This window comes from Bacillus sp. MUM 116, from assembly GCF_001866655.1.
Taxonomy (GTDB): domain Bacteria; phylum Bacillota; class Bacilli; order Bacillales; family Cytobacillaceae; genus Neobacillus.
Genome location: NZ_MLYR01000017.1, coordinates 133,917 through 146,816, shown reverse-complemented (window position 1 = coordinate 146,816; position 12,900 = coordinate 133,917). Strand labels below are relative to the sequence as shown.

Genomic DNA, 12,900 nt, shown 5'->3' with positions numbered 1-12,900 from the left:
ACTTATACGAAAAACAACAATCTATGCGAAAATAGTCTTTAATAAACAAATTGGAAGTGTTAAAACATGCATCATTTAAGTTATTTGATTGCTCATTTCGGTTATACGGGAATCATCATCGCCTTGATTGGCGGGATTGTAGGACTGCCGATTCCAGATGAAGTTCTTCTTACATATGTCGGATATAACGTTTTTCAAGGCAATATGGCCTATATTCCTTCTCTCCTTTGTGCAGCAATTGGTGCTTGCGGGGGGATTTCCTTAAGTTATTTCATAGGAATCAAATTGGGGATGCCATTTTTAAAAAAGTACGGCCCAAAGCTGCATTTAACAGAGGAACGAGTAAGTCGGACAAAAAAATTATTTACGAAAATGGGCCCTTTTCTTTTGTTTATCGGCTTTTTTATACCAGGCATCCGTCATATTACTGCCTATCTTGCCGGGATAAATGGCTATACCTATAAAAAATTTTCCCTTTTTGCCTATTCCGGTGGACTAATATGGTGTTTTACGTTTATCACATTGGGAAAAGTGTTGGGGGAAAACTGGACAGCAGTTTCCACCTACGTGTCAAGATATAGCATCTATGCGATTCTCTTATTCATTCTTGCCGTGTTTATTTTTTATTCTTATAAACGAAAAAACAGAGTTAAATGGGGAACTCCTTGAAATTTATTTCAAGGAGTTTTTTTTCTCTCCACCCACTTTGGAAAGACACTTTTTCGGTTTCTAATCTTATTGTGTCTTTCCAGCCACCCTGGAAGGAAATTTTCCCATTAATAAACCTATTATTGCAGGAATTCCTTAACAACCCCATGATAAAATAAAATTTGATAAAAAAAACGCCTGGAACTGAACTGATACAATAGTTCCAGGCGGTTTTTTCTAGAAGCTGCTATTCCGAAGAATCAGCTTTGTAGCAATCATGATTTTTTTCGCAATTTTTCTGCCTTCCATTCTTTCCAACAGCGTATCAACGGCCGTTTCCCCCATGAGTTCGGTATAAACCTTGACTGTGCTCAAGGATGGAAAAACATATTTTGCCAAACTGATATCGTTCACGCCGATAATATTCACCCGGTCTGGCACCGGAATACCTTCCTCCAACAGCGCCCGAAGCGCACCGACTGCAATCGAATCATTCGCTGCAAAAAAGGCTGTCGGCAATTGTTCCCCATGTTCATGAATTGCTTTTTTCATCAAGGAATGTCCATCCTGAACCGAAAAGCTGCCGTTATACATATAGGCTTCATTTAGAAGACCTTTTTCAGCTAAGTAGCGCTTAAAGGTGGATTCCCGAGGGTCCTCAATCATCGAGGTTTTGTCTTTAAAAACCTCTCTGCCGCCGATATATCCAATTTTTTTATGGCCCTTTTTCATCAAATGGTCGAGTACCTTTTTTGTTGACTTTTCAAAGTCAATCACAATGGAATCCAACTGCTCCTCATCTGGGGAGTAATCGACAAAAACTATATTTTTCGTAACTGAACTTAAGCTTTTTACCTGTTTACTACTAAACTTTCCGATCGCAATCAGCCCGCTCACATCATCCTGCTTCAAATCCTCGATATTGTCCTGAAAATATCCTGCCATTTGAATACCATGGTGCCTGCAGCGATTTTCTACGCCTAATCGAATCGACATATAATACAAATCTTCCAGCTCTTCTTTTTCCGTATACCATTGAAGAAGAGCAATTTTTCCGGATTCCTGCTTTCGGGCAGGCATTTTTTTATAGGAAAGTTCTTCGGCTGCTTCAAAAATTCTTTTTTTCGTATCGTCACCGACAGATAGGGTGGTATCATAATTCAAGACACGGGAAACGGTCGCAATCGATACCCCGGCTAATTGAGCAATATCCTTAATCGTAGCCATATTTAAAACTCCTTAATGATTAACAAAGAACCGATACGTTGTTTTCCCAAAGTATACCTCTTCAGGATTCAAAATGATAGTTGGAAACTCCGGGTGGTGAATGGCATCAGGAAAACCTTGTGTTTCCAGGCAAACACCTAAATAATCCCGGGCCGGAACACCTGAAATCGAATAAGGACCTTCTAAAAAGTTGCCTGTATAAAGGACAACACATGGCTGATTCGTCGTCACTTCCAGCCTGCGTCCACTTTCCTCATCACTTAACAGAATCGAGTTTTCTCCCTGTTTTGAAAAAATCAGCGGGTGATCATAACCATTTCCAACTAAAACATTTTGCGCATACGTTGAATAAATACCATCCCTTAACCTTCTGCCTTTACTAAAATCAAACGGAGTTCCTGCTGTCTCAATCATATAACCTGTTGGAATTAAGTCAGACCCTAATTCTAAAATCCGATCACCTTCCAGCTGCAGGATATGGTCGGTAATATCCTGCTTCAAATTACCGCTCAAATTAAAATAGGTATGATTTGTTAAATTGACAATCGTTGTTTGGTCGGTTGTTGCTTCAAACGTGATCTCTAATTCATTTTCATTGGTTAAAAGATACGTGACAGCCGTATTTAAATGACCTGGATAGCCCTCTCCACCATCAGGACTTTGATAAGAAAACTTCACTCCGGCAGCCTGTTCATTTTCTATTTTTTCAGCCTGCCAAAAACATGAGGAAAAGCCTTTTTGACCACCGTGAAGATGGTTGGCACCCTCGTTTTTTGTAAGCAGATATTCTTTCCCATCCAACTCAAAGCGGGCATCCTTGATTCGGCCTGCCACCCTGCCGACAACCGCACCAAAATACGGTGACCACTCCAGGTAATCGTTAAAATTATCGAACCCGAGCACAACATTTTCCATCATTCCGCCGCGGTCAGGAACCATGATTTTCGTAATCACACAACCGTAATTCAAGCACGATACATGCATCCCTGAATCGTTAACCAATGCATACTCGATTACCTGCCGCCCATTATATTCGCCAAATACTTGCTCTGTTATCTTCATCCATTAATGCTCCTACTATGTTAATGACTTAATAAAGCGTTTGAACCCGGCCGCTCCCGCTTCATTCCGTTTGAATACACCGGCGTCCTCAAGCACCCGTAAAAACTTCTTTCCCACCTCTTCTTTTACAAATAATCCAGCATCCATTTCGCTGGAAAAGAGTGTTTTTAACTGCTCAGCCCACTCTAAGTGGTAATCCGCCACTACAGCTGAATTGCCTTTGATGAACTTTTCAACCTCTTCGAGCTCTTCCTTTAACCGTGCCGGTAAAACCGCTAGTCCCATTACTTCGATCAAGCCAATATTCTCCTTTTTAATATGGTGGACATCCTGGTGCGGGTGGAAGATTCCCAGCGGATGCTCCTCACTTGTGCGGTTATTGCGAAGAACCAAATCCAATTCGAAAAAGTTCTCCTTTTTACGAGCAATCGGAGTTATCGTATTATGCGGTGTTCCGTCGGCGGCCGCTAGGATCCCAAGCGAAGCATCACTATAGTTTTTCCATTTTGTTAAGATATGTGATGCAGCTTCCACAAGGGCCGCTTTTTGTTCCGAACGCAGGCGGATGACCGACATCGGCCATTTCACTACTCCCCCTTGAACATCAGGAAAACCACCCATGTTAAAAGTCCAATCAGGCTCTGCCTTTGCCATCGCAAACTCATAGTTGCCGCCCTGGTAATGGTCATGGGATAAAATTGAACCGCCGACAATCGGCAGGTCTGCATTCGAGCCAAGAAAATAATGCGGGAATTGTTCTACAAATGTTAAGATGCGCAGGAAGGATTCCGGACTTATTTTCATATCGATATGTTTTTCTGATAAGACAATGCAATGCTCGTTGTAGTACACATATGGCGAGTACTGTAAGTACCAGTTTTGCTCTAACAGATTCACGCGGACCATCCGGTGGTTGGAGCGGGCGGGATGGCCAATTCTCCCTGCATACCCCTCATTCTCAATACAAAGCAGACATTTCGGATAATCATTCTTTTTTGCGGACCGCTCTAATGCAATACTTTTTGGATCTTTTTCCGGCTTTGATAAATTGATTGTAATATCTAATTCGCCATATTCGGTTGCCGCTTTGTACTCAATATTTTTTGAGATCCGTTTCATTTGAATATAGTTGCTGTTTTTGCTTAAATCATAAAAATACTGGGTTGCTATTTGAGGGTTTTGTTGATATTTTTCATAAAATAACTGATTTACCGTCGACGGGCGTGCCATTAAACAGTTCATTACCTTACTTGCAAAAATTTCTTTTTCATCAAAAAGGTCCTCAAGGATTCCATGAGTACATGCATAATCAACAAGTTGGTCAAGCAAGTCGGGTATGGATTGGCTGGATTCCGTGATTGGTTTAAGTTCTTTAAATTCTGTTAATTTCAGCAGTGACAAGATTTGATTTCTGGCATAGATTTCATCCTCCTGTTCGATTAATTGGACAGCAAACGCTTGGTCCAGTAATTGCTGGATGACCTGCTCAATCATTATTTTCACCTCTATTTTTCATAACCATTTGGGTGATGCTGATGCCAGTTCCATGCATCCCTTATGATTTTACGGATGGATGTTTTCGATGGGTTCCACCCCAGCACCTGTTTGGCTTTTTCAGAGGAAGCAATGAGTGTGCTTGGATCCCCGGAACGGCGTTCGCCCATAACAACTGGAAGGTCAATACCCGTTACCTCTTTTGCCGTTTCAATTATTTCTTTTACTGAATATCCTTGGCTGCTGCCAAGATTGAACACATTGCTCTCCCCGCCATCTTGCAAATATTTGAGGGCTAGCAAGTGTGCAGCAATTAAGTCCTCGACATGAATATAATCGCGGACGCAAGTGCCGTCTTTCGTGTCATAATCTTCACCGAATACGGTAACCACAGGTCTTTTTCCGAGTGCTGCTTCCAAAACAACCGGGATGAGATGTGTTTCCGGATTATGGTCTTCACCAATTTGCCCGTCTTCCCTAGCCCCGGCCACGTTAAAATAGCGGAGTGACACAAATTTAAGATCAAAGGCTTTTTCACACCAAGACATCATTTTTTCCATCGTCAGTTTTGTTTCGCCATACGTATTGCTTGGAATCGTGACTGCCGATTCTGTAATCGGTATCACTTTCTGTTCGCCGTAAACCGCTGCAGTTGAAGAAAAGACGATGTGTTTTACTCCGAATTCCTTCATCATTTCTAGCACGATTTGTGTACCGTACACATTGTTATCAAAGTATTTTAACGGTTCCGTCATTGACTCGCCGACAAGGGAGTTAGCAGCAAAATGGAGGATGCCCTCAATGTTTTCTTTTTCAAAAACGGACCTTATGAACGCTCGGTCGCGGATATCGCCTTCGTAAAAATTTGCCTTTGGATGAACTGCATCCCGGTGTCCCGTTTGTAAATTATCAATGACTGATACTTCATAATTTTGGTCGATTAATTGATAAACAGCATGTGATCCAATATAGCCGGCCCCGCCTAAAACGAGTATGCTCATCTTACTGCCTCCATTTCTAATTCTTTTGCTCCATCGCCAATGCTTGCAACGTAGAAATCAGCAACATAGCCAATTTTTTCGCGATAGGCTGATCCGACATTGGCAATAAAGTTCTCTACTTCCTCATTTGCGACAATCGCAATCGCACATCCCCCAAAACCAGCTCCCGTCATTCGTGACCCAAGGACTCCCGGCTGTTTCCAAGCGGCTTCTACTAAGCTATCAAGTTCTTTTCCAGTAACCTCGTAATCGTCCTGCAGTGACAGATGGGATTGGTTCATTAATTGACCGAACGCCTCCAAGTTTCCAGCCTTTAATTCTTGAAGTGCCTTTATGGTTCTCACATTTTCATAGACAGCATGTTTCGCGCGTTTACGGACAGTTTCGTTGGTGATAAGGGCTTTATTGGTTTCAAATTCCTCTTCTGAAAGCTGTCCAAGAGATTCGATTGGCAATTTTTGCTGCAGCTGTGCCAAGGCCTCTTCACATTCTCTCCGTCGCTCATTGTATTTTGAATCAGCCAGCTCACGGCGCTTGTTGGTGTTCATGATCAAGATTTTGTAGTTTTCTAGTTTGATGGGTGCGTATTCATAGCTTAGTGTCTGGCAGTCTAGTAAAATCCCGGCATCTTTTTTACCCATTCCGATGGCAAATTGGTCCATAATTCCACTGTTCACGCCAATGAATTGATTTTCGACTTGTTTTCCGAGTTTAATCAGCTCAATGTTTGGAATCTCTAATTGATAAAGTCCGTTCACAAGAACCCCGGTTAACAGTTCAATGGATGCAGAGGAAGAAAGTCCGGCACCATTTGGAATATTTCCTTGGATGACACAATCAAAGCCGGCGGAAATTTGGTATCCCGTTTCGATGATATAGCGAATCATCCCTTTTGGATAATTGGCCCAGTTATCTTCTGTGGCGTAGTCGAGGTGGCTTAAGTCAAATTCGATGATCCCTTTTTCAGGGAAGTTTGCTGAATACAACCGGACCAGCCGATCAGCTCGTTTTTTTGCAACAGCATAGGTTCCATAGGTAATCGCGCAGGGAAATACATGGCCGCCGTTATAGTCGGTGTGTTCGCCAATTAAATTGATTCTGCCCGGGGCAAAAAATGCTTTCTCCGGTTCGGTTTGAAATAAATCTATGAATGTTGTTATTAGTGTCGTAACGTTCATTTTGGTAGCCTCCTTATTTAGGAATCTTTCTTTAGTTTTATTTTACTGTTTTTAGTAAAAAATGCGCAATGTTTTTACTAAAATTTTTACTTAAATTTAATAAAAAAAGAGCGGGGTGGGCCCGTTCTTTTTTAAAAGGTATTGTAGGTTTGATTGGCGACATTTTAGCTCCCGTTCAACCTGATTTTGGCGCTTATATGGCTTATTGGCGACACTTTGGCTCCCGTTCAACCTGATTTTGGCGCTTATATGGCTTATTGGCGACACTTTACTCCGGTTCTCCCCGTTTTTGGCGCCTATCCGGCTTATTGGCGACACTTTGGCTCCGGTTCAATCTGATTTTGACGCCTATCCGGCTTATTGGCGACACTTTAACTCCGATTCACACCGATTTTGTCGCCTAACCGGCATATTGGCGACACTTCGGCTCCCGTTCAACCTGATTTTGGCACTTATCCGGCTTATTGGCGACACTTTGGCTCCCGTTCAACCTGATTTTGACGCCTATCCGGCTTATTGGCGACACTTTGGCTCCCGTTCAACCTGATTTTGGCGCCTATCCGGCTTATTGGCGACACTTTAACTCCGATTCACACCGATTTTGTCGCCTATCCGGCTTATTGGCGACACTTTGGCTCCCGTTCAACCTGATTTTGGCACTTATCCGGCTTATTGGCGACACTTTACTCCGGTTCTCCCCGTTTTTGTCGCCTATCCGGCTTATTGGCGACACTTTGGCTCCCGTTCAACCTGATTTTGGCGCCTATCACGGCTATTGGCGACAAATTTGACTCAATTCTCTCCTAAATTGTCTCCAATCAATCAGCTTTCAAATAGAAAACCTGTGATTGATAGTCACCATAGCGTTCCGCTGAGTCCCGGTTAACGCCATTAAATTCTGTCGGAAGTGGCAGTCCCACTTGCATAAGTTCGTCGCCATAAAAAGCTCGATTATGTTCAAAAACACGATACTCTTTAGATGAATCCAACCCTGCTAGTTTTACAGTTTGCTGTTTCGGAGAATTCGGAGTTGCTAACACCTTATACCAACCTACCAAAGCCTCTGATTGATCCTCACTGACAATCATCCACGCAGTCTCATTCCCCTCAAAAGGATTCAACAAGCGATAAAAATGGCCATCGCGCACCAACCTGCGGTGTTTTTTAAAAAATGCCACCTGCTCCTTAATTTCCTCCCGCTCATCATCCGTTAACGATAATGGATTTAGTTCATACCCGAAGGTTCCAAAATAAGCTGTATTAGCCCGGGTAGATAAAGGTGTTGACCGTAATGTTTGGTGATTCGGAACAGCCGAAACGTGGGAACCCATGCTGTAAATTGGATAGGCAAACGATGTCCCATATTGAATCTTCAGCCTTTCAATCGCATCCGTATCATCACTCGTCCAAGCTTGCGGCGCATAAAACAACATCCCAGGATCAAATCGTCCTCCGCCGCCGGCACACGATTCAAACAGCACTTCCGGGAACTCCTTTGTTAACCGCTCGTATAAATGATATACCCCAAGGATATAACGGTGGAAAAACTCCCCTTGCTGATTCGAAGCTAATTTTTGCGAATATGCCTCGGTAATATTCCGATTCATATCCCATTTGATATAAGAAAGCTTTGTCCTTCTTATGATATCGGACATTTTTTCATAGAGGTACTCAACAATTTCCGGTCTTGAAAAATCGAGCACAAGCTGGTTCCGCCCAAGGGTTTTAGGAAGATGCTGCAAACCTACCGCCCAATCGGGATGCTTCCGATATAAATCACTGTCAGGACTGATCATTTCCGGTTCAAACCAAAGCCCAAACTTCATTCCCAGTTCATTTATTTTTGCAGCCAAGCTTTCCAGGCCATTCGGAAGCTTGTTGCAATCAACATTCCAATCACCCAGCGAAGTCGTATCATCATTTCTTTTTCCAAACCAGCCGTCATCGAGGACAAACAATTCAATCCCTAACTCATCCGCTGATTTCGCAATATTTACGAGCTTTTCCTCATTAAAATCAAAATAGGTGGCTTCCCAGTTATTAATCAAGATAGGGCGTTCTTCTTTCTTCCACTTAGCTGGAATTAAATGATCCCGGTAAAGTGTGTGAAAAGCCTGACTCATTCCGTTTAAGCCTTGATCGGAATAAATCATCACTACTTCGGGGGTTTGGAATGATTTCCCAGGATTTAAGCCCCACTTGAAACCAAACGGATGATTTCCGGCCATTACTCTTGTTACATCATAATGATCGACTTCTGCCTGCATGATAAAGTTACTGCTGTAGACAAAGTTAAAGCCATAAACTTCGCCGAAAAGCTCTGTCGTATTGGGCCTTTTTAAGGCTAAAAATGGATTATGATGATGGGAACTTGCACCGCGCAGACTGGATATGGACTGAATTCCTGCTTCAAGTTTTCGCTCCTTGACATGGCGTTCCCGTGACCAGGTCCCCGCTAAATGGACAAACATAAAATCCTTATCGGGAAAATCAATCGATGCTCCCATCATTCGGTCAATGTCTAATTTCGCTGGCCCGGCATTCAGCAACTGAGCACTTCTTGTAATCACTGGAAGGTCTCGAAAAATCGTATAATTTAACGTTAGTTCTGCTTGAAGGTTTTCATCCTTTAAAATAATTTGAATTGTACTGGCATCCTGTCCATGTTCCACGTATGTTGCCGGCATGCCCTCTAGCCGCGGCTTCCCTTCGAGCATTTTAAAAGATTGATAGATAAAGTTCGGAATATGCACCTCATTTTGTGTACTCACACTGATTGCGGGTTCGCGAAAATCAGAATTACCGTATGCTGGGTATTCCTGCCGCAATGTTTCTAAGCTAAAGGCGGGATCATCTGCATAAGGATGACAGCTGGCAGCGGTTGGAACATCATAGGTTTGCAAATGTGAAAAATCGGATCGATCCCGTAATGCCTTACCATAATAAAGATGTCCGAGGTGCCCATTCTTCATTACGTGAAAAATATAGCTCACTTGGCCATTTGTTAAATGAAATTGCTTCGTTTCTTGATTTACATGGATTAGCATACTCTTCACCTTTTTCCCCGCATTCTTTGATATATAAAATAAGGGGGTTTTTATTGCCCCCCCCTTAAGATGCTATTTTTAATAGTTTATTTGCGAATTTTCTAGTTTCATTTGCGAATATATTATTTTATTTGCGAATTAACCATTTTTATTTGCGAAAAAGCCTGGTTTATTTGCGAATCAACTTTTTCTAGATTCTCTGAATCCGAAACTCATATTCCATATCCTGATCAGCCCGGATTAAGTACTCATCATGCACCGGTGCACCCCAGCTGTCATCGCCGCCGACACCCATTTGTTTCCCTGCTATTGTGACAACAGTGTAATGGATATTTGGCAGCTCATAATGATGCTTCGCATTTTCAAGCTCAAATGCCGTATAAGGTGAAAAATTGCATTCGAGCGGTTCGCCGACAGAGGAAATCCTGATTCCCTGTTCGTCCAGATTGGTTAGACTCACTCTGCGGACTCCTGTCCGGTTCCCCGATTCCTGAGGCATCACATACCCGGAAAGATTTTCCGTCACTGTATTTTTAAAGATTCCGAGCCTTGCCCCATTATTGCGGTCAGCATAATTTTCTTCAGGTCCCATGGCATACCATTCTAATTGGTCGTAATCCGCCGGAACTTTAAATGCCAAGGCGAAAATCGGCACCTGCGGAAGATTTTCTGCTCCACGGTAGCTTGATTTTACACGGAGGCTGCCATCTGGATAGACCGCGTACGACACTCTAACCATGATTGCATCGCTAACCGAAAATTTATAGGTAAAGGAAACCGTAACAAATCCTTCCGCTTCCTCCACTTTGAATCCGACACATTTCCGTGCCAAGCTTGCCGCATACCAAACTCCGGAATGGTAATCCTGTGAAAAGCCTCTGTCATTATCTGTTGTTGCTCTCCAGAACAACGGTGCTGGAGGATAGGCTATCATTTCCTTTCTTCCATATTTTAGTGAGATCAAGCTCCCAGCCTGTTTTGAGAATATCACCGAGAAATCCTTGCCATGGACACCGATATTTACATCTCCATGTGCAACCCTTAAATCTCCTTTAGGTAAAGGACTCTCCACCGAATTTTCTACCTCAAATACAAATTGTCCAAAGGCAATCTCATAACCTGCATCCGCCCAAAGTTGCTTTTCCTTCAACCGTAAAGAGACATGAATACAATACTCTCCTGCAGCACTTAAAACACCCTCAGGCCAGTCAAACTCAACCCGTCCCTCACTAAAAGGAGACACATGAATCTGAAGCTGATTGCGAACCACTTCTTCCCCTTCAAGGAAAAGAACATATTGCAGATCAAAATCTGATGTATTAACAAACAGATGATCGTTCGTAATCTTCACGCCATTTCGATCAGGAGTAAGCTTCACGTTTTGATATAAAAACTTCACTTCCTGCATCTTTGGCGAAAGCTCGCGGTTGGCGTAGACGATTCCGTTCGTACAGAACCCGTAATCTGTCGGGCGGTCATCAAAATCGCCGCCATAAGCTAAAAATCCCTTGCCGTATCGGTCTTTTTTCATAATTGCCTGATCAATATAATCCCAGATAAAACCACCTTGGTACATCGGATACATCCGCTCTAAATCAGTGTATTTATGCATTCCTCCGAGGGAATTTCCCATCGCGTGCATATATTCGCAGCTGATATAAGGCTTTTCTGGATTTTCCGAAAGATATTTTTCAATATCCGCTGGCTTCGCATACATTCGGCTTTCCATTTCACTTGTCTCATTGTAGTCACGATTATGGAATACTCCCTCGTAATGAACAAGACGGCTCGGGTCAACCGACTTGAAATAGCGGGAAACATTAAGAATAACTTCACCAGCGTATGATTCGTTTCCACAGGACCAAATCAAAATCGACGGATGGTTTTTATCCCGCTCCAACATCGATACTGCCCGGTCCATGACAATGTTTTGCCACGCATGTCTATTGCCCGGAATGTTCCAGGATGGTTCAACAGCCCCCATCTTTTGCCATGACCCATGTGTCTCCAAATTCATTTCATCAATGACATAAATCCCGTATTCATCACAAAGCTCATACCAGTAACTCTGATTTGGATAATGGGATGTCCGTACAGCGTTAATGTTTTGCTGTTTCAACGTTTTAATATCCCATAGCATATCTTCTTTCGTTACCGCCCTGCCGCGGCGGCAATTGAATTCATGGCGGTTCACACCTTTGAACACAATCCGTTTGCCATTAAGGTGCATGATTTTATCTACGAGCTCAAATCTTCGGAAGCCCACTTTTTGCGGGATTACCTCCACCAACTGACCTTGCTCATTAAATACATGAATCAATAGTTTGTATAAAAAAGGATTTTCCGCACTCCACAGCTTCGGTGTATCAAGCGGAATCGAAAAGGATCCTTTATCTCCTGCAAGAGAGCCTTCCACAGAAGCTGCTAAACTATCATTTGCATCGTACAACTCAGCAATTATTTTTGCAGGAAGAGCCGATAAAAATTTCAGGTCGGCAGTCAACTGTCCTTTTGAAAAAGCCTTGTCTAGCTCTGTACGGACAAAGAGATCCTGAATATGAATCTCCGGAACTGTATAAAGGTAAACATCCCTAAAGATTCCTGAAAAACGCCAGAAATCCTGGTCCTCAAGCCAGCTGCCTGTACTGCGCTGATACACCTCAAGGGCAAGCTTATTCTCTCCTTCCTTTAAAAACGGTGTCAGTTCAAATTCTGCCGGAGTGAAAGAATCTTCACTGTATCCCACAAACTTCCCGTTCAACCATAAATAAAAAGCTGATTCCACACCCTGAAAGCTAATAAATACAGGTTTATTTTTCATCGCATCTGGCAAATGAAACATCTTTACATAGCTTCCAACCGGATTATCGTCCATCGGTACTTCCGGTGGACGGATTTCGTTATGACCATCCCATGGATACATCGTATTCACATATTGTGGCTTTCCATAGCCTTGCAGCTGAATATGCCCTGGGACCGTAATATCGCTCCAGCCAGAACAATCAAAGTCCTGCATGTAAAATGGCTCCGGCCGGGCTGCAGGATTGACTGCATAATAAAATTTCCAATTGCCGTTCAAGTCATGGCGCATCGCCATCGGTGCAGCACTTCTTGCTTCTTCTACATTCTCATAATAATTGTGGTCAGAGTGTGCCGGAAGGCGGTTAACCGCAAACACATTTACGTCTGAAAGCCAATTGAGTGTAGGAATTGTTGTCATCTTTGATTTCCCTTCTATCTGGA

Annotated in this window: 8 protein-coding genes; 1 reads left to right on the top strand and 7 read right to left on the bottom strand. The window is 42.8% G+C overall.

The window, feature by feature from the left end:
• The first annotated feature begins 66 nt into the window (after window positions 1-66).
• Window positions 67-669, top strand: coding sequence for a DedA family protein (locus BIV60_RS04550; RefSeq protein ID WP_071354527.1), 603 nt, complete (start codon window positions 67-69; stop codon window positions 667-669).
• Window positions 670-885: 216 nt separating this feature from the next.
• Here BIV60_RS04550 and BIV60_RS04545 read toward each other — a convergent pair whose 3' ends face one another.
• From BIV60_RS04545 to lacZ, 7 genes are all read right to left on the bottom strand, one after another.
• Window positions 886-1,875: a LacI family DNA-binding transcriptional regulator gene (locus BIV60_RS04545; RefSeq protein WP_071354526.1), complete on the bottom strand. Its 990-nt coding sequence runs from the start codon at window positions 1,873-1,875 to the stop codon at window positions 886-888.
• 12 nt (window positions 1,876-1,887) lie between these two features.
• The gene (locus tag BIV60_RS04540; protein ID WP_071354525.1) at window positions 1,888-2,937 is read right to left on the bottom strand and encodes an aldose epimerase family protein; all 1,050 of its coding nucleotides are present in this window, start codon (window positions 2,935-2,937) and stop codon (window positions 1,888-1,890) included.
• 15 nt (window positions 2,938-2,952) lie between these two features.
• Window positions 2,953-4,431, bottom strand: a complete 1,479-nt coding sequence (gene galT / locus BIV60_RS04535) for a UDP-glucose--hexose-1-phosphate uridylyltransferase (protein WP_083402093.1) — start codon at window positions 4,429-4,431, stop codon at window positions 2,953-2,955.
• An 11-nt stretch (window positions 4,432-4,442) separates the two neighbouring features.
• Window positions 4,443-5,432 (bottom strand): UDP-glucose 4-epimerase GalE, encoded by a 990-nt coding sequence (gene galE / locus BIV60_RS04530; RefSeq protein ID WP_071354524.1) that lies wholly within the window; start codon window positions 5,430-5,432, stop codon window positions 4,443-4,445.
• Window positions 5,429-6,610 (bottom strand): galactokinase, encoded by a 1,182-nt coding sequence (locus BIV60_RS04525; protein WP_071354523.1) that lies wholly within the window; start codon window positions 6,608-6,610, stop codon window positions 5,429-5,431. Before BIV60_RS04525 ends, galE begins: the two co-directional genes overlap by 4 nt.
• An 818-nt stretch (window positions 6,611-7,428) precedes the next feature.
• Window positions 7,429-9,657, bottom strand: coding sequence for an alpha-galactosidase (locus tag BIV60_RS04520; RefSeq protein ID WP_071354522.1), 2,229 nt, complete (start codon window positions 9,655-9,657; stop codon window positions 7,429-7,431).
• 190 nt (window positions 9,658-9,847) lie between these two features.
• On the bottom strand, window positions 9,848-12,877 hold the full coding sequence (gene lacZ / locus BIV60_RS04515; RefSeq protein ID WP_071354521.1) for a beta-galactosidase, LacZ type: 3,030 nt from the start codon (window positions 12,875-12,877) through the stop codon (window positions 9,848-9,850).
• Between the last annotated feature and the right edge of the window lie 23 nt (window positions 12,878-12,900).